Annotated in this window: 19 protein-coding genes; 11 read left to right on the top strand and 8 right to left on the bottom strand. The window is 70.0% G+C overall.

Annotation, left to right across the window (positions count from 1 at the left end; genetic code table 11):
• Positions 1-41 precede the first annotated feature (41 nt).
• From O9280_RS13860 to O9280_RS13850, 3 genes are all read left to right on the top strand, one after another.
• Positions 42-713: a YceI family protein gene (locus O9280_RS13860; RefSeq protein ID WP_298343960.1), complete on the top strand. Its 672-nt coding sequence runs from the start codon at positions 42-44 to the stop codon at positions 711-713.
• A complete protein-coding gene (locus O9280_RS13855; RefSeq protein ID WP_298343958.1) occupies positions 691-1248 on the top strand; it encodes a cytochrome b in 558 nt (185 codons plus the stop codon). Before O9280_RS13860 ends, O9280_RS13855 begins: the two co-directional genes overlap by 23 nt.
• A gap of 70 nt (positions 1249-1318) precedes the next feature.
• Entirely contained in the window at positions 1319-1879 is a 561-nt protein-coding gene (locus O9280_RS13850; protein WP_298343955.1) for a YceI family protein, read from the top strand.
• 3 nt (positions 1880-1882) lie between these two features.
• On the opposite strand, the gene O9280_RS13845 is transcribed toward O9280_RS13850, so the two are convergent.
• A complete protein-coding gene (locus tag O9280_RS13845) occupies positions 1883-2113 on the bottom strand; it encodes a glutaredoxin family protein (protein WP_298343952.1) in 231 nt (76 codons plus the stop codon).
• Between the two features lie 48 nt (positions 2114-2161).
• On the opposite strand from O9280_RS13845, the gene O9280_RS13840 reads away from it, so the two are divergent.
• Positions 2162-3544, top strand: a complete 1383-nt coding sequence (locus tag O9280_RS13840) for an L-serine ammonia-lyase (RefSeq protein WP_298343948.1) — start codon at positions 2162-2164, stop codon at positions 3542-3544.
• A gap of 94 nt (positions 3545-3638) precedes the next feature.
• A complete protein-coding gene (locus tag O9280_RS13835) occupies positions 3639-5021 on the top strand; it encodes an alkaline phosphatase (protein WP_298343945.1) in 1383 nt (460 codons plus the stop codon).
• 43 nt (positions 5022-5064) lie between these two features.
• On the opposite strand, the gene O9280_RS13830 is transcribed toward O9280_RS13835, so the two are convergent.
• Entirely contained in the window at positions 5065-7347 is a 2283-nt protein-coding gene (locus O9280_RS13830; protein WP_298343942.1) for a TonB-dependent receptor, read from the bottom strand.
• A 158-nt stretch (positions 7348-7505) separates the two neighbouring features.
• Between O9280_RS13830 and O9280_RS13825 the strand changes: the two genes are divergently transcribed.
• From O9280_RS13825 to O9280_RS13805, 5 genes are all read left to right on the top strand, one after another.
• Positions 7506-9725 (top strand): EAL domain-containing protein, encoded by a 2220-nt coding sequence (locus O9280_RS13825; protein ID WP_298343938.1) that lies wholly within the window; start codon positions 7506-7508, stop codon positions 9723-9725.
• A 13-nt stretch (positions 9726-9738) separates the two neighbouring features.
• Entirely contained in the window at positions 9739-10866 is a 1128-nt protein-coding gene (locus O9280_RS13820) for a phytase (RefSeq protein WP_298343935.1), read from the top strand.
• Positions 10866-11654, top strand: coding sequence for a M23 family metallopeptidase (locus O9280_RS13815; protein ID WP_298343932.1), 789 nt, complete (start codon positions 10866-10868; stop codon positions 11652-11654). Before O9280_RS13820 ends, O9280_RS13815 begins: the two co-directional genes overlap by 1 nt.
• A gap of 101 nt (positions 11655-11755) precedes the next feature.
• Positions 11756-13357 carry a peptide chain release factor 3 gene (locus O9280_RS13810; RefSeq protein ID WP_298343929.1) on the top strand — a complete coding sequence of 534 codons (1602 nt, stop codon included), beginning with the start codon at positions 11756-11758 and terminating at the stop codon, positions 13355-13357.
• Positions 13358-13364: 7 nt separating this feature from the next.
• Positions 13365-14330, top strand: coding sequence for an alpha/beta hydrolase (locus O9280_RS13805; RefSeq protein ID WP_298343926.1), 966 nt, complete (start codon positions 13365-13367; stop codon positions 14328-14330).
• A gap of 352 nt (positions 14331-14682) precedes the next feature.
• Here O9280_RS13805 and O9280_RS13800 read toward each other — a convergent pair whose 3' ends face one another.
• The 4 genes from O9280_RS13800 to O9280_RS13785 all read right to left on the bottom strand — a co-directional run bounded on the left by O9280_RS13800 (position 14683) and on the right by O9280_RS13785 (position 18151).
• On the bottom strand, positions 14683-15009 hold the full coding sequence (locus O9280_RS13800) for a hypothetical protein (RefSeq protein WP_298343921.1): 327 nt from the start codon (positions 15007-15009) through the stop codon (positions 14683-14685).
• A gap of 64 nt (positions 15010-15073) precedes the next feature.
• Positions 15074-16084 carry an isoaspartyl peptidase/L-asparaginase gene (locus O9280_RS13795; RefSeq protein ID WP_298343918.1) on the bottom strand — a complete coding sequence of 337 codons (1011 nt, stop codon included), beginning with the start codon at positions 16082-16084 and terminating at the stop codon, positions 15074-15076.
• Positions 16085-16133: 49 nt separating this feature from the next.
• A complete protein-coding gene (locus O9280_RS13790; RefSeq protein WP_298343915.1) occupies positions 16134-17441 on the bottom strand; it encodes a HAMP domain-containing sensor histidine kinase in 1308 nt (435 codons plus the stop codon).
• Positions 17438-18151 carry a response regulator transcription factor gene (locus O9280_RS13785; RefSeq protein ID WP_298343912.1) on the bottom strand — a complete coding sequence of 238 codons (714 nt, stop codon included), beginning with the start codon at positions 18149-18151 and terminating at the stop codon, positions 17438-17440. Before O9280_RS13785 ends, O9280_RS13790 begins: the two co-directional genes overlap by 4 nt.
• 141 nt (positions 18152-18292) lie before the next feature.
• On the opposite strand from O9280_RS13785, the gene O9280_RS13780 reads away from it, so the two are divergent.
• Positions 18293-18631 (top strand): DMT family protein, encoded by a 339-nt coding sequence (locus O9280_RS13780; protein WP_298343909.1) that lies wholly within the window; start codon positions 18293-18295, stop codon positions 18629-18631.
• A gap of 9 nt (positions 18632-18640) precedes the next feature.
• On the opposite strand, the gene O9280_RS13775 is transcribed toward O9280_RS13780, so the two are convergent.
• Entirely contained in the window at positions 18641-19999 is a 1359-nt protein-coding gene (locus tag O9280_RS13775; RefSeq protein ID WP_298343906.1) for an MATE family efflux transporter, read from the bottom strand.
• The gene (locus O9280_RS13770) at positions 19996-20694 is read right to left on the bottom strand and encodes an SDR family NAD(P)-dependent oxidoreductase (protein WP_298343903.1); all 699 of its coding nucleotides are present in this window, start codon (positions 20692-20694) and stop codon (positions 19996-19998) included. Before O9280_RS13770 ends, O9280_RS13775 begins: the two co-directional genes overlap by 4 nt.
• Positions 20695-20749: the final 55 nt, after the last annotated feature.

The raw sequence follows: 20749 nt of genomic DNA, 5'->3' as shown, positions 1-20749 counted from the left end.
AAGGGACGCCCGGCCTCGATACGGCGCCTAGAATGCCGGCCATGCACCCCCTCGCCCGCCGCCCCCGGTTCGCCCGCTTCGCCGCACCACTGCTGGCCCTGGGGCTGCTCGCGGGTGCGGCCGGGGCCGCCGCGTCGCCCCCCGAATGGCGACTCGATCCGACCCATTCGCGGGTGGTTTTCGACGTCGACCATGCGGGGTTCTCCTACAGCCTGGCCACGCTCTCGGCGCCGACCGGCCGCCTGCGCTACGACCCGGAAGGCTGGGACGGTGCGGAGGCCACGATCGAACTGGCGGTGGACCGCCTTGATTTCGGCGACGCCGACTGGAACCGCACGATGCTCGGCCGCCGCTGGTTCCGCGCCGAGGACTTCCCGACGATCACCTTCCGATCAACCCGCGTGGAAGCGATCGACGAGCGCCATGCGCGCGTGCACGGCGAATTGACCGTGCGCGGCGCGACGGCGCCGGTCGTGCTGGACGTGCACCGCAATGGCCTGCGCCGGCACCCACTGACGCTGCGCCGCACCGTCGGCTTCTCGGCCACCACCGAACTCGACCGCCGTGCCTTCGGGCTCGACGGTTCGCCCACCCTGATCGGCTCGACGGTGCGCGTGCGCATCGAGGTCGAAGCCGTGCGCACGCGCCGAAGCAACGCCGAGGCGCCCACCGAATCGCAGGAGAACGACGATGCCGATCCGCAACACGACTGAGCGCTGGGGCCACCTGAGCATCGCGCTGCACTGGATCACCGTGGTGATGATCCTCTCGCTGGTGACCGTGGGCTTCGTGATGGAAGACCTGCCGAATACGCCGTTCAAGCGCGATGTCTACCTGCTGCACAAGAGCTTCGGCCTGACGGTGCTGGCGCTCACCGCGCTGCGGCTGGGCTGGCGCTTCGTGCAGCCGACGCCGGCGCTGCCGGACGGCATGCCCGCGTGGCAGCGCTGGGCCGCGCGCGGCGGGCATCTCGGCCTGTACGGCCTGATGATCGCCATCCCGGCCAGCGGCTGGGCCTACAACTGGGCCTCGAACTTCGCCACGCCCTACTTCGGCTGGACGCTGCTGGAGCGCGCCGGCGCGGTGGACCGCGAGCTGAAGGCGATCGCCGGCGTGGTGCACGAATGGGGCGTGTACGCCCTGCTCGCCCTGCTGGTGGCGCATGCCGGCGCGGCCTTCTACCACCACTACCAGCTGAAGGACGCGGTGCTGCGGCGCATGGCGCCGTGGGTCAAACCCGCCGCCTGATCACGCCGGCCTCGCGCGTCGCTTCCCACGCTGCGTCTCGACCTCTCCCCATTCCGTGACAGCCCCCGCCATGCGATTCCTCCTCGCCCTCACGCTTGCCCTCGCCGCCCCGCTCGCCCTGGCCACGTCGCCACCGGGGCCGGTGCGCTACAGCCACGCGGCTGGCTCGACGCTCGGCTTCGCCTCGAGCTACGACGGTGAAACCTTCGACGGCCGCTTCGCGCAGTTCACGACCGACATCGCCTTCGATCCGGCGAGTGCCGCCGGCCGCTTCGACGTGGTGATCCAGCTCGCTTCGGCGGGCACCGAGAACGACGAGCGCGACGAGACCCTGCTCGGCGCCGAGTTCTTCAACGCCAGCGTGATGCCGCAGGCCCGCTACCAGGCCACGGCCTTCCGCAAGCTGGCCGATGGGCGCTTCGTGGCCGACGGCACGCTCACGTTGCGCGGCATCACCAAGCCGGTGCCACTGACCTTCCGCTGGACGGCGGGGGCGACGCCGAAGCTCGAAGGCGCGGCCACGGTGAAGCGGCTGGAATTCGGGATCGGGACCGGCGATTGGGACGACACCGAGGTGATGCCGGATGCCGTCAGCGTGACGACGACGCTGGTGCTGCAGCCGAAGCCCTGAGGATCAGCCGCCGCGCAGGAAAGCGCTCACGGCGACGTGATCGAAGGGCCACGCGAGTTCGGCGCCGCTGTCCTCGTCGCGCAGCACCGGCACGCGCGCGCCGTAGCGGGCTTCGAGGGCGGCATCGCCGTCGATCCACACGCTTTCGAAATCGGGCGCGCCAGCCTGGGCGAGCACATCCAATGCGGCATCGCACAAATGACAGTCGTCGCGCTGGTACAGGGCGAGTTTCATGGCCGTTAGACTAGGCACCCTTCCTGAACCGACGCCGTCCACGCGCCCATGGCCGTCAGCCTCTTCGACATCTTCAAGATCGGCATCGGGCCGTCCTCCTCGCACACCGTGGGGCCGATGCGCGCCGCGGCGCGCTTCCTCGAACGCTGGCTGCAAGAGCCGGGCCAGCTCGGCGAGGTGGCCCGCGTCCGTGCGGAACTCTACGGCTCGCTGGCCCTGACCGGCCGCGGCCACGGCACCGACAAGGCGGTGCTGATGGGCTTCGAAGGCCACTGGCCGGACCGCATCGACCCCGACGTGATCCCCGCCAGCCTCGAACGGATCCGTGGCACGAAGCGCATCCGCCTGATGGGCACGCACGAGATCGCCTTCGACGAGAAGCGCGACCTCGTGTTCAACAAGCGCGAGAAGCTGCCGTACCACACCAACGGCATGCGCTTCACCGCCTTCGATGGCGAGGGCGAAGTGATCGCCACGCGCGACTACTACTCGGTGGGCGGCGGCTTCGTCGTCAATACGGACGAGGCGGCGGAGGACCGCATCGTCGCCGACACCACCGAACAGCCCTACCCCTTCCATTCCGGCGACGAGTTGCTGGCGCGGTGCAAGGAGAGTGGCCTTTCCATCGCGCAGCTGATGTTCGAAAACGAAAAGGTGTGGCGGCCGGAGGCGGAGATCCGCGAGGGCCTCGACCGGATCTGGGCCGCCATGCAGTCCTGCGTGGCGCGCGGCACCCGCGAGGAAGGCGTGTTGCCCGGCGGGCTGAAGGTGGGCCGCCGAGCGCCGTCGATGGCGCGCGACCTGTCGAGCCGTCCCGAAGCCGCGCTGCGCGACCCGCTCACCATCCTCGACTGGGTGAACCTCTACGCGCTGGCGGTGAACGAGGAGAACGCCGCTGGTGGCCGGGTCGTCACCGCGCCCACCAATGGCGCGGCCGGCATCATCCCGGCCGTGGGCCACTACTACGAGCGCTTCTGCCCGCAGGCGAGCACTCAGGGCATCCACGACTACCTGCTCACCGCCGCCGCCATCGGCATCCTCTACAAGGAAAACGCCTCGATCAGCGGCGCGGAAGTGGGCTGCCAGGGCGAAGTGGGCGTGGCCTGCTCGATGGCCGCGGCCGGTCTGACCGCGGCGCTCGGCGGTACGCCGGGACAAGTCGAGAACGCCGCCGAGATCGGCATGGAGCACAACCTCGGCCTCACCTGCGACCCGATCGGCGGCCTGGTGCAGATTCCCTGCATCGAACGCAACGCGATGGGCGCGGTGAAGGCGATCAACGCCCAGCGCATGGCCGCGCGCGGCGACGGCAGCCACAAGGTCTCGCTCGACAAGGTCATCAAGACCATGCGCGACACCGGCCGCGACATGCAGGACAAGTACAAGGAAACCAGCCGCGGCGGGCTGGCGGTGAACGTCATCGAGTGCTGAGGCGGCCCGCCGCCGAATGGCGACGCGGGCCCTGACCCGGAACGGTCATGCAACCGACATATCGTCGGGGGTTTCCTCACCGGAGTCCCTCCCGATGGCTGCCCACCCGCTCCGCTCCTCCGCCCTCCCGCGCCGACTCGCGCTAAGCCTCGGCCTGGCCACGGCCCTCGCCGGCCTTGCCGGCTGCCAGCCGGTGGCCGAACCCGCCCCCGCCGCCACGCCGAACCCGGCGCTCGACGCCCCGGCCGCGGCTGGCCCGCGGAGCGCGATCTTCCTGCACCCGGACGGCATGGGCGCGAACACCTGGATGGCCACGCGCCTGATGCACGTCGGCCCCGATGGCCGCTTGGCGTGGGACCAGCTGCCGCAGGTCGCGATCTACGTTGGCCCGACCAGTGATTCGGTGAACCAGAGCTCGAACGCGGGCGCCACCACGCATGCCTACGGCGTGCGCGCCAAGCTCGACAGCTACGGCGCCATCGACGGCGCGGCGCCCACCGCCGCGTCGGGCAAGGCGCAGAGCCTGATGGTGGAAGCGAAGGCCGCGGGCAAGATGACGGCGATCCTCAACTCCTCGTCGATCACCGAGCCGGGCACTGGCGCCTTCCTCGCCAGCGTCGCCAACCGCGACGACGAAGCCGAGATCGCCGCGCAGATCCTTGCCGCCGGCCCCGACATCGCGCTCGGGGGCGGCGAGATGTTCTTCCTGCCGAAGGGCACGCAGGGCGTGCACGGCGAAGGCGTGCGCGAGGACGGCCGGAACCTGGTCGACGAAGCCAAGGCCGCGGGCTACACGGTCGTGTTCACCACCGAGGCGCTGGCTGCACTGCCGCCGGAGGCCACGAAAGTGCTGGGACTGTTCGCGGCCGAGGAGACCTTCAACGAGGCCGACGAAGCCGGGCTGGCGGCCGCCGGACTGCCGCCCTTCCAGCCGCAGGCCCCGCGCTTCGACGCGATGCTGGCCTTCATCCTGTCGCGGGTGAAGCACGCGCCGAACGGCTACCTGATCGTCGGCAACGAGGAAGCCACCGACAACCTGAGCGGCGAGAACAACACGACGGCGACCCTCGAAGCCGCCATCGGCGCCGATCGCGCCATCGCGCTGGCGCTGGCGGAGGCGAAGGCCAACCCGGCGCTCACCGTCGTCGTGGCCTCGGACTCGGACAACGGCGGCATGAATGCCACCAGCGACGACCTCGACGATCCGGAAGACCTGCCGCGCCCGCTCGGCGAGCGCACGGCCAGCGGCTCGCTGCTCGACAGCGACAAGGGCGAACCCTTCCTGACGCCGGCCGACGCGAACGGCAACCGCATCCCGTTCTACATCACCTGGGCCAGCGATTCGGATAGCGCTGGCGGTACGGTGGCGCGCGGCATCGGCCCGGGGGCTTCGAAGATCGAAGGCACCATCGACGCCACGCAGGTCTACAAGGCCCTTTACCTCGGGCTGTTCGACACCGACCTCGACGCGAAGTAAGCCACTGAACCGGCCGGGGCGACGCCGCCCCGGCCGTCATGGATCAGAACTGGTAGCGCACGATCAGCTGCACCGCGCGGCCGCCGGTCTCGGTCTCGAGCTCGTATTCGTCGTAATCCCGCGAAATCTGATCAGCAATCGTGGTGAACTTGTCGAACGCCTCGTCCTTGCTCTGGTCGAGCAGGTTGATGCCCGTCAGGCGAACGGCCCAAGCCTTGCCGAAGCGCTTCTCGATGAAGGCTTCGAGGTCGCCGTCGTAGCTGGTGATGATCTCTTCGCCGACGATGCGGCTCGGGGCGTCACCCTGCTTGCGGAAGGTCACGCCGAACGAGGCTTTCAGCGACGGTAGCTCCTGGATGAAGCCGACGTTGTAGACGTAGTTCGACTGGTTGTTGAAACGGCGCTTGCCGAAGACGTCCTCGATTTCGCTGTCGAGCCAGCTGTAGTTGACGAACACGCCGGTGTTGTCGAGGCCAATGGCCGAGAGCGGCGTCGACAGGTCGAACTCCGCGCCCCAGACCTGGCCGTCGCCGGTGTTGCGCGGCTGCAGGACGAACGTGCCCGGCCCCTCGCTACCCTCGACGCCGGTGTTGGCCAGCTCGACGAGATCGGTGATGTCGCGATAGAACAGGTTCACGCCGACGATGCCGCGCTCGCCGAGGCGACGCTCGAAGCCGACGTCGAGGCCCCACGCGCTTTCCGGATCGAGCAGCGGGTTGCCGAGCACGTCGTTGTCGCCCGCTTCCGCTTCCAGCAGGGCCGGCGAGATGGCGTTGAAGTCGGGGCGGCGCACGGTGCGCGCCACCGAGGCCGTGATGCGGTTGGCATCGTCGAGGTTCCAGCGCAGGTGGGCCGAGGGCAGGAGGAAGCCGTAGTCCGTCTCCGTACGCGCGTCGGCCGGAGCCACGGTGCGGTCGTTGATTTCCGTGTCCGTCCGCTCGTAGCGCAGGCCGGCCTCCCACTCCATGGCATTCGCGGCGCCGCTGAGCTTCACGAAGGGCTCGAAGCGCGTTTCCTCGATGGTGTTCAGGCCGCCCGGCGCCGGGGCGAGGAGCTGGGTCGGGCCCGGGATGGCCGGACGCACGCCCGGCGCATTCGGGATGGTGACGCGGTAGCGGGTGGCATCGAGGATGCGCGTTTCGCGGTCCTTCAGCGTCGCTTGCAGGCCGAACTTGAGCTTGCCGAAGTCGGCGTCGCGCTCGTGCGCGAACTCGGCCGTGGTGTCGGTGTCTTCGATCAGAAGGTCGGTGACATCGCGGGTGAAGCGGTCGTCCTCCGGGAACGGATTGGTGTCGCGCAGGTATTCGAACTCGTTCTCGAACTCGAACTGGCTGTCGGTGATGCCGGCGCGGTCGAGGCGGATCTCCGTTTCACCGCCCGACATCGCCCACTTCAGGCCGGCGCCGAGGGTGTAGTTGTCGGTCTGGATGTCGAGGTCGTTCTGGTTGATCGTCAGCAGGTTCGCGGTGTTGGCGATGCCGCTGCGGTACTCGATCGAGTCCTCGTCCTGGATGCGGTCGGTGCGGACGAACATGCCGGAGAGGTGAAGCTCGCCGGTCTCGCCCACGCCCACGCGGTAGTCGGCGTTGAAGGCGTAGTCCTTGCCCGAGCGCACGTCGGTCTGCACTTCGGTGTTGTCGAGCGTGCCGCCCGGCGCGTCGAAGCGCTGGCTGAACTTGTCCTTCGGATTGCGGCGGCCCTGCACGTTGGCGCCAACGAGCAGGTTGCCGCCGAGGGCTTCGCCGCCCCAGAACGCGCCGAAGGTCGGTTCGAACTCGTCGTCATTGAACTGCGTGGCACCGGCGCGCAGGTAGCCGCCATCGATGGAGTAGCCGTCGCGAAGCACGATGTTCAGGGCACCGGCGACGGCGTCGCCGCTGCGGTCGGCCGAGGCGGAACGCACGATCTCGATGCGCTCGACGATCTCGGCCGGGATGCGGTCGACGAAGAAGGCGCGGTCGAGGCCGGCGCCGGGCACGCGCTTGCCGTTGATGAGGATCTGCGTGTAGCCCGAATCCAGGCCGCGCAGGCGCACGCCGTCGTACTCGAGCACGTCGGAGACGAAGGTGACGGACGGCACGCGCTTCAGCATGTCGCCGACGGTCAGCGGCTCGAAGCGCTGGAAGTAGGCGAGGTCGTAGCTGAGCACCGGCGCGGTGGCCTCGGTGCGGTCGCGGTAGATGATCTCGCCGACCACTTCGACGCGGTCGAGCTGGGCCGGCGACGGGGCCGCCGCAGCGGTCGCGGCCTGCGCGAGCGCGGCCGGAGCAACGAGAGCGGAAGCGAGGGCGACGGCGATGGCCGTCGTCAGGGGCTGGCGGGTCATGGAGCGTCCTGCGTTGGAAAAGCGTTATTCCGAGGCCGCGCCGTTGCACCGCGATGACGGCATTGCGACAGGCGCAAGACACGCGGATTGACGCCGGGCCCGACCCCGCGGGCTGGAGAGCCCTTTAGGATGCGGAAGACGTCCTCCGTGACCGCCCCATGACCGCCACGCTCCGCCCCTGGATGCTCGTGTTCGGCTTCATCGCCCTGTATTGGGCGGGCGGGGTGTTGGGCAACCGCCTGGTGGTGGGCACCGATTCCGTCGTGCTGCTCTGGGCGCCGGGTGCCCTCAGCCTCGTGCTCTTGGTGTTCGAAGGGCGGCGCTGGTGGCCCCTCGTGGCGGCGGCCGACCTCGTGTTTTCGCTCACCGGCACCGACGTGCCGGCGGTCTTCATGCCCTTCACGATGGCCGCGAACGTGCTCGGCGCCTGGGGCGGCGCGACGCTCGCGCGCCATCGCGGCCTGGGGCCGGGGCGGCGGATGGACCTCGCCAGCGGCGGCGACATCGCCCTTGCCGGCTTCGCGTCCGCGCTGGCCAGCCTGCCCTTCGGCGTGGCCGGGCTGGTGATGGCCGGCTTCACGCCGGTGTCAGCGGCACCGGACGCGGCGGTGAAGTGGCTGGTGGCCAACGTGTTCGGCGTGGCGGTGCTGGCCCCCGCGCTGTCCCTGCTGTGGCCACGCCCCGGGGAATCGGTCTTCGGGCAGGGGCTCCGTCGCGCCCGCGAGGCCCTCGCCTGGAGCGCTGCGCTCGGCGGTGCCCTGCTGCTGGTCGCGGCCGTCGACGGCGCCCGGGTGCGCAACGCGGAATCCCTGCTGGCGCTGCCCACCATCGTGCTGATCTGGGGCGCCATCCGCCTGCCGGCACGGCTGGTGGCCGCCGGCACGCTGACCTGCGGCGTGGTGCTGTCGCTGGTGGCCGCGTCGGACGACGGCGTGCTTCGACGGCCGGAGACGACGCTCGAAACCCTCGTGCTGCTGCTCCTGCTGATCACGCTGACGGTCGCGCCCTTGATCCTGATGGCCGCCATCAGCGAAGCGCGACGGATGGGGCGGGAGGCGCTGGCGCGTGCGCGCACCGATGAGCTGACCGGCCTCGCCAACCGGCAAGGCCTCGAGCACCGGATCGCGGACGCGCTGGCCCACGGACCGGACGCCCAACCCCTGCTGCTGGCCTTCGTCGACATCGACAACTTCAAGCTGGTGAACGACGCCGGCGGGCAGGCCGCGGGCGACGCCTTCCTGCGCAGCATCGCCAGCCTGCTGCAGGCCGTGTTGCCCGGCGGCAGCCTGGTCGGCCGGCTGGCCAGCGACCAGTTCGTCCTGCTGCTGGACGACCGCGACCCAGCGGCGAACACCGCGGTGCTCGACCACGTGCTGGCCGCGGTGCGCGACTACCGGCAGGTCAGCGGCGGGAACCTCGTGTCCGCGTCGGCCAGCGTCGGCGCGATTCGTTTCCGCCGCGGGCAAGCGGACTATGCGGACCTGCTGCGCCTGGCGGACGCCGCCTGTGCCACGGCGAAGGACCAGGGCGGCAACCGACTGCGGCTCGCGGCCTTTGAGTCCGCCGCCGACGCCGTGGCCGAACACACGGCCGCGATGCGCTGGGCCGTGCGGCTCGACGCCGCGTTGCGCGATGGCCATTTCCGCCTCTACTGCCAGAGCATCACCGGCCTGCAGGGCATCGAGCACGGCGGACGGCACTTCGAAATCCTGCTACGCATGGTCGATCCGGACACCGGCGAGGTGCTGCCGCCGGGCCCGGTGGTCGCCGCGGCGGAGAAGTTCCACATGGGGCCACGCCTCGACCGCCACGTGGTGGACAGCACGCTCGCGTGGTTCGAGCGCCATCCGCAGGCCTTGGCCCAGCTCGACGCCTGCGCGATCAACCTGTGCGCCGCCTCGGTGAACGATCCCGGCTTCCCCGATTTCCTGCGCGAGCGCTTCGCACGCAGCAGCGTGCCGCCCGGCAAGGTCTGCTTGGAGATCACCGAGACCTCGGCCGTGCGCGACCTCAACGATGCCCAGCAATTCATCGCCGCGGCGAAGGCGCTGGGCCTGCAGCTCGCGCTCGACGACTTCGGCGCCGGGTTCTGTTCGTTCGCCTACCTGCGCCGGCTGGACGTCGATTTCTTCAAGATCGACGGCAGCTTCGTTCGCGACCTCGAGTCCTCGGCGCTGTCGCTGGCGATCGTGCGCTCGATCGCCGAGATCGCGCGCAGCATCGACAAGCGCACCATCGCCGAACTCGTCGAGAACGACGCCATCCGCGACCGCCTCGCGCAACTGGGCGTGGACTTCGGGCAGGGCTACGGCATCGACCGCCCCCAGCCTATCGACCAGTATTTCCTGCGGCCCGCGGCGTCTATGCTTCGGCGCTGAACCGGAGTCCACCATGCCGCTGCCCTCGACCGTCCGCCCGGCCCTCGCGCTGGGCCTTGCCGTCCTCCTCCTGCCGGGCTGCGCCCTCTGGCGCGACGCCAAAGAGCCGGACGAGCGCGCAACCGACGAGCCCCGCCTCGCCGAGGCGGGCATCGAGCACGCCGTCGTGGCCGAAGCCTTCATCACCCCCGCGAACCCGCCGGACGAGGTCGATTCGCCCACCGCGTGGCTGGCGCCCGAGGGCGGCCGCTGGCTGATCAGCACCGGCAAGGAAACCCACCAGCTGCTGGTGCACGACGGCGAGACCGGCGCCCTGCTCCGCCGCGTCGGCGCCAAGGGGCCAGCGCCGGGCCAGTTCAACCGCCCGAACGGCGTGTTCGCCTGGGGCGACCGGCTGTTCGTCGTCGAGCGCGACAACCATCGGGTGCAGGTGCTTTCGCTGCCGGGCTTCACCCCGCTCGCCACCTTTGGCGAAGACGTGCTGCGTTCGCCCTACGGGCTCTGGTTGCACGAGCCGGAGGGCGGCCGCATCGAACTGTGGGTGACGGACAGCTTCATGGACGGCGAGGACTTCGACGTGGTCCCGCCGCTCGAGGCCCTCTCCGCGCGGATCAAGCGCTTCAGCGTGCTGATCGATCGCGACGCCGTGTCCGCCCGCTTCGACGGCGCCTCTGGAGACACCACCGAGGCCGGGGCGCTGCGCGTGGTCGAATCGATCGCCGGCGACGTGGCCAACGACCGCCTGCTGGTGGCCGAAGAGGATGTGTCCACCGGCACCGGCTACCGCGTCTATGGTCTCGATGGCCGATACACCGGGCGCGATCTCGGCGTCGGCGAGTTCGGCGCGCAGGCGGAGGGCATCGCGCTCTGGGCTTGCCCGGACGGCAGCGGCTACTGGATCGCCGCCGACCAGTTCATCGACACCACGCTGTTCCATGTCTATGACCGCCAGACGCTCGAAGCGAAGGGCCGCTTCGCCGGGCGCAACACCGGGATGACCGACGGCGTGTGGTTCTCGCAGGCGCCGAGCACACGCTTCCCGGCCGGCGTGTTCTACGCCTCGAATCGCGATGAATCGCTGAGCGCCTTCGACTGGCGCGACCTCGCCTCGGCCCTGGGCCTGCGCGAACGCTGCGAGTGATGCGCGGGCGGGGGCTGCTCGCCCTGCTGGGCCTGCTGGCGGTACCAATGCTGCCGGCCGCCGTCCCGGCGCCGGGCGCGGCGATGGCCGAACTCTCCGTCGAACGTCGCGCCGATGGCACGCGTCAGGCGCTCGTGCGCAACCGCCTGGCCGGGCCGATCCACGTGCGCGTGCATGAGGCCGCGCGGCCCCGCGAGGTCATCGAGGCCACGATCGGCGCCGGGGAAACGCGAGCGCTTGGCCGCTTCGATGGCGGGGGCGCCCCGGACCTGCGCCTCGAGGCCCAGCCGGGCGCGCCACAGTTGCTGCCACCGGGGCAGCGCGGCATCTATGCCTTTCCGCTGCCCGCCGGCAGCGCTTGGCGCCTGACGCAGGGCTTCGGCGGCCGGGCCAGCCACCGCGATGCGGCCAACTTCCACGCCCTCGACTTCGCCGCCGCCCAAGGCACGCCGGTGCTGGCGGCACGGGCGGGCACGGTGATGCAGGTGGTCGACACCTTCACCGAGGGCGGCACGGACGAGGCCCTGAAGGAGCGCATGAACCTCGTGCGCGTGCTGCATGCCGACGGCTCGATGGGGCTGTACGCGCACATCGCGCCGGGCAGCGCGCGCCAGCAGCCCGGCGACGTTGTGCAGGCCGGCCAGACCCTGGCCGCGGTCGGCAGCGTGGGCTGGAGCAGCGCGCCGCACCTGCACTTCAGCGTGCAGGCCAACGACGGCCGCGAACTGCTCTCCTTGCCCTTCCGGATAAGCGGGCCGGACGGCCGCGAGCTCGACCCGGGGCCCTGAACGCTGGCGGGCCCGGCCCCCGGAGCGCCGGAAGGCCCGGCGTATAATCGCGGCCCTTCCCGTTCTCCCGAGCCGCCGGCTGAAAGCCCGGCGCGGCCCGCATGTCCCAGCAGAGCACCGAAACCCGGCGTCGCCGCACCTTCGCCATCATTTCCCACCCCGACGCCGGCAAGACCACGCTGACGGAAAAGCTGCTGCTGTTCGGCGGCGCGATCCAGATGGCCGGCTCGGTGAAGGGCCGCAAGGCCGCGCGCCACGCCACCTCCGACTGGATGGCACTGGAAAAGGAACGCGGCATCTCGGTCACCTCGTCGGTGATGCAGTTCCCGTACGAAGGCAAGATCGTCAACCTGCTCGACACGCCGGGCCACGCCGACTTCGGCGAGGACACCTACCGCGTGCTCACCGCGGTCGACTCGGCCCTGATGGTCATCGACTGCGCCAAGGGCGTCGAAGAACGCACGATCAAGCTGATGGAGGTGTGCCGCATGCGCGACACGCCGATCATGACGTTCATCAACAAGCTCGACCGCGAGGGCAAGGAGCCCATCGAGCTGCTCGATGAAGTCGAGACCGTGCTCGGCATCCAGTGCGCGCCCATCACTTGGCCGATCGGCATGGGCCAGCGCCTGAAGGGCGTGGTGCACCTCGTGGACAACGAAGTGCATCTGTTCGAGCCGGGCAAGAACTTCACGCGCCAGGATTCCACCATCCTCAAGCTCGACGATCCGGAGCTGGAGCGCCGCCTCGGCGCGCCGGCGCTGGCCGAGCTGCGCGACGAGCTCGAGCTCGTGCAGGGCGCCTCGAACCCCTTCGATGCCGAGAAGTACCAGCAGGGCAAGCAGACGCCGGTGTTCTTCGGCTCGGCGGTCAACAACTTCGGCGTGCAGCTGCTGCTCGATTTCTTCGTCGAGCACGCGCCCCCGCCGAAGACGCGCGCCACCACCAGCCGCGCCGTCGAGCCGGAGGAGGAGAAGCTCACCGGCTTCGTCTTCAAGATCCAGGCCAACATGGACCCGCAGCACCGCGACCGCGTGGCCTTCATGCGCATCTGTTCGGGCCACTTCACCGCCGGCATGAAGGTGTTCCACCCGCGCACCGGCAAGGAGCTGAAGCTCGCCAACGCGCTGACTTTCATGGCCTCGGACCGCGAGATCGCCGCCGAAGCGTGGCCGGGCGACGTCATCGGCATCCACAACCACGGCACCATCTCGATCGGCGACAGCTTCAGCGAAGGCGAGGCGATCAACTTCACCGGCATCCCGAACTTCGCGCCCGAGCTGTTCCGCCGCGCCCGACTGCGCGACCCGCTCAAGTTGAAGCAGCTGCAGAAGGGCCTGGCCCAGCTGTCGGAAGAAGGCGCCACGCAGTTCTTCCGTCCCCTGATGAGCAACGACCTGATCCTCGGCGCGGTGGGCATGCTGCAGTTCGACGTGGTGGCCTACCGCCTGAAGGACGAGTACGGCGTCGATGCCAGCTTCGAGCCCGTGCAGGTGCAGACCGCGCGCTGGGTGTACGCGAAGGACGACAAGACGCTGGAAGCCTTCCGCGAAAAGAACGCGATGAACCTCGGCATCGATGCCGCCGGCCACCTCGTCTACCTCGCGCCTTCGCGCGTGAACCTGCAGCTGGCGCAGGAGCGTGCGAAGGACGTGCGCTTCGAAGCCACGCGCGAGCATGCCGCCTCGGTGGCGGTGGACTGAGCCGCGCGTGCCGGACACCGTGACGAACGCGCGACTCGCGCCGGCGTTCTTCGAACTGCGCGACTGGCGCGAGGGCGGCGAGCGCGTCTCCACGCCGCTGGGGTCGCTGTTCGTGCGCCGGCAGATCGAGCCCCGCCTGCCGGTGCTGCTGCTGATCCACGGCTTCCCCTCCGCGAGCTGGGACTGGGCGCCGCTGTGGGAGCCGCTGTCGCAGCACTTCTCGCTGGTGGCGCTCGACCTGCTGGGCTTCGGTGATTCCGCGAAGCCCCGGGGCCATCGCTACGCCATCGCCGAACAGGCCGAGCTCTGCGAATGGCTGCTGCGCCGCGAAGGCGCGTGGGATTACCACGTGCTGGCGCACGACTACGGCGACACTGTCGCGCAGGAGCTGCTCGCGCGGCAGCTCGACAAGCGCAAGCCACGGCCGTCGATGCGCTCGGTGGTGTTCCTCAACGGCGGGCTGTTCCCCGAGATGCACCGCCCGCGAGCCATGCAGCGCCTGCTCGCCCTGCCCGGCCTCGGCCCGCTCATCGCCCGCGCCAGCAGCAAGGCGCGCTTCGCCGACAACATGAAGGCGATCTTCGGAAAGCAGACTCCGCCCGATCCGCGCGTCGTCGACGGGCTGTGGACCCTGCTGCGCCACGACGACGGCCACCTCGCGCTGCCGCGCCTGCTGCGCTACATGTCGGAACGGAAGAAGCAGCGCGCGCGCTGGGTCGGCGCGATGGAGCGCGTCGCGATGCCGATGGCGCTCATCAACGGCAGTGCCGACCCGGTCTCCGGCGCGCACGCCGCCGCCCGCTGGCGCGAACTGCTGGGCGGCGACGACCTGCACGAACTGCCGGGCATCGGGCATTACCCGCAGCTCGAAGCCCCCGAGGCGGTGCTCGAGGCGGCGCTGGTGTTCTGGTCGCGGCACCGATTGCTCGGGCCGGTGGATCCGCGGCCGAGCGTGTCGATCACGACGCGGTAGGGGCGGCCCGTGTGCGCCTGCCGCGCACGTCGTTGGGCCACGCGTCGCCAGAGCGACCATCGATGAGGGCGCCCTCGGCAACCCGTCGCGACGAGCAGTCGGCGGTTGCAGGCAGGCGCTGACAGAAGGCGAATAAGGAGCCCCAGCGCGCAAGCCAGGCGACAGCCCGAAGGGCGGCTCATGGATGAGCCGCCGCTCGAGGTGCAGGGACGCACCCTTCGAGCGGGCCGCCGGGTTCTACATCGGGAAGGTAATGGGGCGGGCCAGCCTTCTGTCAGCGCCTGCCTGCAACCGACGCCCGTTGCAACGCACCTTGGGGCGACCGCTGTCGACGCGCGGGAAACGCCAGAGCTCAACCCGCGCCGGCGATGTCCACGTAGCCGCGCTCGATCGCGCGTTCCAACGCGCTGAACGCCGCCTTGGCTTCCTCGAACGCCTCGCGCCGGGCGCGCAGCGCGGTGTACTCGACCGCGTCGTTGCCCTGCGCCGCGGCGAGCGCCGCCTTCAGGTACTCGGCGCGCAGTTCCGCCACCCGCGTCGCGAAGGCGACGAAGCTGGACTTGTCCAGCTGCGGGATGTGGGCCTGGATGATCTCGCGGTTGGCATCGCTGATCGCATGCTCCACGTCCTGCAGGAACTTCTGCTGCTTGCGGATGCGGGTGCTTTCCTCGTCGAACATGGTGGTCCTCCGGTCGGCTGTGCGGCAAGCGTAACGCCGGTTGCGTCCCGGCGCGCGCCTCGGTTCAGGGGTCGCGGAACACCGCGGTGCCGCGCGACCCATCGGGCTTCACCCAGCCACGGTACATGCCGCTGGTGTTGAAGGGCATCACGATGGTGCCGCGGGCGTCGAGGCCGATGGCGCCGCCGTCGCCGCCCAAGGCCGGGATGACGCGGTTGATCACGTCCTCGGCGGCGGCTTCGATGGGGTCGCCGCGCAGGGCCACGCGGGCGCAGATGTCGTGGGCGGCCACGGTGCGCAGGTAGAACTCGCCCCAGCCGGTGGCGCTGATGCCGCACTGGTCGTTGGCGTAAGTGCCGGCGCCGATCACCGGCGCATCGCCGATGCGGCCCCAGCGCTTGTTGGTCATGCCACCGGTGGACGTGGCCACGGCGATGTGGCCCTCGGCGTCCAACGCGACGGCGCCGACGGTACCGAAGTAGGCGCCGGGCGGCAGAGGCACGTTCTCACCCGCGGCCTGGCGCTGCTCGCGCTCCTTCGCGGCCTCGAGCTGCTGGCGGCGACGGTCGGTGTCGAACCAGCGGTTGGCCACGCGCTCGAGTTCCGGCCGCGTGTCGGCGAAGGCTTCCGCGCCGTCGGCAGCAAGGAACACGTGCGGCGAATGCGCCATCACCGCGCGGGCCAGCAGCACCGGGTGCCGGACCGTGCGCACGCCGGCCACGGCCCCGGCGCGCCGGGTATGGCCTTCCATGATCGCGGCGTCGAGCTCATGCGTACCGTCGGCGTTGAACACCGCGCCCTTGCCGGCATTGAACCAGGGCGAGTCCTCCAGCACCTGCACGGCCGCGGTCACGGCATCGAGCGCGGTGCCGCCGCGCTTCAGGACGGCATCGCCCGCATCGAGCGCCCGATCGAGGTCGGCGCGCAGCGCGGTCTCGTCGGCCGGGGACAGCTGGTCGCGGGTGATGACACCGGCACCGCCGTGGATCACCAGCGCGGTGGGCGCCGGGGGAGCAGCAGCGGCCGAGCCGGCAGCGAAGGCCATCGACAGGAACAGGGCGGACCAAGGGCGCATCGGGCACTCCGCGAGCTTCGGAGTGCCGACTGTAGGTCGTCTGCGCCGATCAATCGAGCTTCGGCGGCTCCGCCTGGGGGAAGCTCACCGTGGCGATGGTGCCCTTGGCGGACTCGCTGGCGAGATGCACCGGCCAGCCGAAGCGGCTCGACAGGCGCTGCACGATCGACAGGCCGATGCCCTGCCCGCCCACGCGCGCGGTGTCAGCGCGCCAGAACGGCTCGAACACGCGCTCCAGTTGCTCCGGCGACATGCCGATGCCGGTGTCCTCGATGCGGATCTCGCCGAAACGCACGCGGATGCGAACGTGGCCGCTGTCGGTGTAGTAGCAGGCGTTGCGCACGAGGTTGCTGATCAGCACCGAGACCACGCGGCGCGGCGCCACCAGCTTGAAGTCGGCTTCGAGGTCGAGCTCGAGCGTGACCGGCTTGTTGGCGACCAGCGGCCGCGCCTTCTCCAGCTCGTCCTCGACGATCTCGGAGGCCAGCAGCGGCTCCGGCGGCAGTCCGGTATCGCCGTCGCGGGCGAGGATCAGGAAGGCCTCGATCAGCGTCTCCATGTCGCGCACGGCGCCCTGGATGCGGTTCAGCGCCTTCTGCTGCCGCGGCGAGCAGATCGGGTCGGTCTGCATCATCTCGCTGGCCATGCGGATCACCGCCAGCGGCGTGCGCAGCTCATGCGAGGCGTCGCGGGTGAAGTTGCGCTCGCGATGCACCAGTTCCTCGATGCGCATGCCGAAATCATGCAGTGAGGAAGCCAGCACGAGGCTTTCGCCCTCCACGTCCACCGGCAGGTTCTCGGGCTTCAGCGCGCTGACTTCCGGATGCTTCGGGTCCCAGCGCTGCACCTGCGAGGCCAGCCAGATCACCGGCGACACCGCCCGCTTCGAGGCCCGATAGGTGCTCCACGCGATCACATAGACGACCACCAGCACCAGCGCCAGCGGCACCACGCCGAACCAGAACGCCAGCGCATCGACCTGCTCCTGCTTGAACAGCAGGTACAGGGTTCGGCCCTCGTGCTTTTCGACCAGCACCAGCGCGCCGCCCTGCGAGCGCGGCAGGCTGTGGTAGCCCTGCGGCAGCCCGTGCAGCGGCGCGGGCAGATCGGCCTTCGGACCGTCAGCATCGACGACGAAGCCGGTCATGTTGAAGGTGTCCGGCACCGCCGCGGCCGGATTGGCCTCGCTGCGCTTCCAGAAGTGCGAGGCCTCCTCGGTGAGCGCGCGCTGGATCAGCAGGTGCTTGAGCACCGCCGAGGCGCCGTACACACCGAGGACCGCCGCGAAGCTGATCGCGGCGGCCTGCAGGATGAAGGCGATCCAGATTTTTCGGCGGAGGCCGGTGGTGTCGGTCATGCCGCCGGTGCGGTGTCGAGGTCGGCGATACGGTAGCCGGCCGTCTGCACGGTGTGCAGCAGCTGCTTGTCGAACGGACGGTCGATGGCCTTGCGCAGGTTGTATAGGTGGCTGCGCAGGGTGTCGGAATCCGGCAGGCCGTCGCCCCAGATCTCGCGCTCGATGTCGCGGCGGGTCACCACGCGCGGCGATTCGCGCATCAGGATGGTGAGCAGGCGCAGGCCGATCGGCGAGAGCTGGATCTCCTTGCCGCCGCGGGTCACGCGCAGCGAGGCGGTGTCGAGGATCAGGTCGGCCACCTTCAGTACCTCGGCGCTCACCTGGCGGCGGTCGCGGCGGATCAGGGCGCGCAGGCGGGCCTCGAGCTCCTGGATGGCGAAGGGCTTGACGAGGTAGTCGTCGGCGCCGGCGTCGAGGCCGATCACCTTGTCCTGCAGGGTGTCGCGCGCGGTCAGCATCAGCACCGGGGTGCTCTTCTTCGCCTCGTTGCGCAGCTTGCGGCACAGCTCGATGCCGTCCATGCGGGGCAGCATCAGGTCGAGGACGATGACGTCGTAGCTGTTGTCGACGGCGAGGCGGTAGCCGTCGTGGCCGTCGCCGGCGTAGTCGACGCCGAAGCCGCGGGCTTCGAGGTACTCGCCCATCATCTCGGAAAGGTTGCGGTTGTCCTCGACGACGAGGATCAGTCCGGCGGGGTCGTCACGGCGCATGGTGGGCTCCTTCAGGAATGTGAAAGCTGTGTGTTCAGCTTTGTGAATTCACGCTGCCATTGAGCGCCCATGCGGGTGAGACGGGTGTGAACGGGGCGAGGGCGGCACACTCCTGCTTCGCCTGCCCGCCCGGAGTCCCCGATGTGGACCTACCTCGCCCCCATCCTGCTGCTGCTCGCCTCGAACGTGTTCATGACGATCGCTTGGTACGGGCACCTGAAGTTCAAGACCACCCCGTTGCTCACGGTGATCCTCGTCAGCTGGGGCATCGCCTTCTTCGAGTACTGCCTGCAGGTGCCGGCCAATCGCCTGGGCCACCAGGTCTACTCGGCGGCGCAGCTCAAGGGCCTGCAGGAAATCCTGACCCTGTCCGTCTTCGCCGCGTTCTCCATCAGCTATCTCGGCGAGGCGATCAAATGGAACCACATCGCCGCCTTCGTGCTGATCATCGCGGCGGCGTTCCTGCTGTTCCTGGAATGAGTCAGCCGCTCAGCCTGCCGCGTCGATGGTCGCCGGCGGCACCTTCGCGCGGCTGAGCCGGAAAAAGCGCCAGACCAGCGCCACGGCCGCCAAGGCGAGCCCCACGCCGAAGCCGGCCCAGATACCTGGCGCGCCCAGGTCGAACCCGAAGCCGAACAGGGCCGACAACGGGAGCGCGATCAGCCAGTAAGCCACCAGCGAGACGCGCGTCGGGAAGTCGTTGTCGAGCATGCCGCGCAGCGCCCCGAGGCTCACCGACTGCACGCCGTCCATCAGCTGGGTGAAGCCGAAGACGAAGAAGATCGCCGCGGCCGCGGCAATGACGGCGGGATCGTCGACGAACAGCCCGCCGATCCAGGCGCCCGCGAACAGGAACAGCAGGGCGAAACCGCCCATCCAGCCCGTCACCACCAGCAGCCCGGCCTGCCCGATCGCCGCCACGCGTGGCCATTGGCCGGCACCGATCACCTGCGCGATGCGGATGGTGACCGCACCCGCGACACCGAGCGGCAGCATGTAGAGCGTGCTGCCGACGGAAAGCGCGATCTGGTTGCCGGCCAGTGCCACCGCACCGAACAGGCCGATCAGCACGCCGGCCACGGCCACCGCGGCCCCTTCTAGGAAGAGCTGCACGGTCATCGGCCGACCTTCATTCCACTGCCGCGCCAGTTCGGCACGCTCGAAGCGACGCGGCCCCCACCAGGCGCGGAGCGACGGCAGATGGCGCACCACCACCCAACCGACCACCGCACCGATCGCCTGCGCCGCGAGGCTGGCGATGCCCGCGCCCGTCAACCCGAGGCGCGGAAAGCCCCAGTGGCCGTAGATGAGCAGCCAATTGAAGAACACGTTGAGCAGCGCAGGCAGCACGGTCACGGCCACGCTCAGCCACGGTCGGCCTGCCGCGTCGAGCAGGTTCTTGACGACCATCGCGTGCGTGAATGCGAGCATCGACGCGCTGAGGCACAGCCAATAGGGCCCGATCACGGCCAGCACCTCGTCCGGCTGCCCGGCGAAGGGCAGCACCAGCAGGCCCGCGGCCATCAGCAGCGCGCCCACGAGGCCACCAAGGCTGGCCAGCAGCGCGCCATGCCGAGCGATGTGTCCGATATCGCCGAGGTCGCCGCTGCCGAAACAGCGACCTGCGAACAGGCCGACCGGGCCGGCGAATCCGTAAAGGCCGGCATAGAAAATGATCGCCACCGAGGTGGTCAGCGAGACCGCCGCCAACGGCGTTGCGCCGAGCGGCCCAAGCATCGCGGTGTCGACCAGCGTGACTCCCGTCGATGCGACGAGGCCGGCAACCATCGGCGCGGCGAGCGCCGCGAGGGGGCCGATCTCAGCGAGCGCGCGACGCAGCGTGCTCATGCGCGTGCTGCCGGCTGCCGCTGGGCGAGCACGAGGCGAGCCGGCACGGTGTCGTGCGACAGCGCCAGCACGTAGTCAATCGTGCGGCAGACGTCGGCGAGCGGGATGGGCCGCTGCTTACCAAAGCGCCCTTCAACGATGTCCGCCTCGACCTCGTCGGTGCCGACGTTGGCCGGGTCGATGACGGTCACGCCGATTCCGAAGCGCGCCAGCGACGCGTCCATCGCCCGCGCAGCGCCATGGAAGCCCGCCTTCGACGCGGCGTTGGCAACCTCCGGATAGGCCCCCGGCGGGTCCAACCACGCCCCGAGCAGCACCACGCGCGGGGCGGGCGCACGCGACAGCGCCGGGGCGAGGGCTTGGGCCAGCAGGATCGGCGCGACGAGGTTGATGCCGATGACCGTGCGCGTTTCCTCGCGCGGCGAGGCCATGAAGTCGTAGTCGGCGGTGAACGCTCCCTGCTCCCACGCGCCGCCGAGGTACAGCAGGGCGTCGATCGCCCCCCCGCCGACGGCGCGCACGACGGCCTCGAGGCCCGCGTCCTCGAGCAAATCGGCGGCCACCCACTCGCCCGCCGCGGCCCGCCCACGCGAGACGGCCAGCACCCGATGGCCCTGCCACTCGAGATGGGCGGCCACCGCCGCACCGATACCCCGGCTGCCACCCACGACGACGATCGTATTTGTTCGCTCCACGACGACGCTCTCCGACTAACATACACATCGTATGCAAATACATGCATGGTGTATG

Source organism: Silanimonas sp., assembly GCF_027531545.1.
GTDB lineage: Bacteria > Pseudomonadota > Gammaproteobacteria > Xanthomonadales > Xanthomonadaceae > Silanimonas.
This window is presented reverse-complemented; position numbering and strand designations above follow the sequence as displayed.

Bases quoted from the DNA above. Each gene is read 5' to 3' on its own strand.
- O9280_RS13860 (WP_298343960.1), top strand. From the start codon at position 42: ATGCACCCCCTCGCCCGCCGCCCCCGGTTCGCCCGCTTCGCCGCACCA.
- O9280_RS13855 (WP_298343958.1), top strand. From the start codon at position 691: ATGCCGATCCGCAACACGACTGAGCGCTGGGGCCACCTGAGCATCGCG.
- O9280_RS13850 (WP_298343955.1), top strand. From the start codon at position 1,319: ATGCGATTCCTCCTCGCCCTCACGCTTGCCCTCGCCGCCCCGCTCGCC.
- O9280_RS13845 (WP_298343952.1), bottom strand. From the start codon at position 2,113: ATGAAACTCGCCCTGTACCAGCGCGACGACTGTCATTTGTGCGATGCC.
- O9280_RS13840 (WP_298343948.1), top strand. From the start codon at position 2,162: ATGGCCGTCAGCCTCTTCGACATCTTCAAGATCGGCATCGGGCCGTCC.
- O9280_RS13835 (WP_298343945.1), top strand. From the start codon at position 3,639: ATGGCTGCCCACCCGCTCCGCTCCTCCGCCCTCCCGCGCCGACTCGCG.
- O9280_RS13830 (WP_298343942.1), bottom strand. From the start codon at position 7,347: ATGACCCGCCAGCCCCTGACGACGGCCATCGCCGTCGCCCTCGCTTCC.
- O9280_RS13825 (WP_298343938.1), top strand. From the start codon at position 7,506: ATGACCGCCACGCTCCGCCCCTGGATGCTCGTGTTCGGCTTCATCGCC.
- O9280_RS13820 (WP_298343935.1), top strand. From the start codon at position 9,739: ATGCCGCTGCCCTCGACCGTCCGCCCGGCCCTCGCGCTGGGCCTTGCC.
- O9280_RS13815 (WP_298343932.1), top strand. From the start codon at position 10,866: ATGCGCGGGCGGGGGCTGCTCGCCCTGCTGGGCCTGCTGGCGGTACCA.
- O9280_RS13810 (WP_298343929.1), top strand. From the start codon at position 11,756: ATGTCCCAGCAGAGCACCGAAACCCGGCGTCGCCGCACCTTCGCCATC.
- O9280_RS13800 (WP_298343921.1), bottom strand. From the start codon at position 15,009: ATGTTCGACGAGGAAAGCACCCGCATCCGCAAGCAGCAGAAGTTCCTG.
- O9280_RS13795 (WP_298343918.1), bottom strand. From the start codon at position 16,084: ATGCGCCCTTGGTCCGCCCTGTTCCTGTCGATGGCCTTCGCTGCCGGC.
- O9280_RS13790 (WP_298343915.1), bottom strand. From the start codon at position 17,441: ATGACCGACACCACCGGCCTCCGCCGAAAAATCTGGATCGCCTTCATC.
- O9280_RS13785 (WP_298343912.1), bottom strand. From the start codon at position 18,151: ATGCGCCGTGACGACCCCGCCGGACTGATCCTCGTCGTCGAGGACAAC.
- O9280_RS13780 (WP_298343909.1), top strand. From the start codon at position 18,293: ATGTGGACCTACCTCGCCCCCATCCTGCTGCTGCTCGCCTCGAACGTG.
- O9280_RS13775 (WP_298343906.1), bottom strand. From the start codon at position 19,999: ATGAGCACGCTGCGTCGCGCGCTCGCTGAGATCGGCCCCCTCGCGGCG.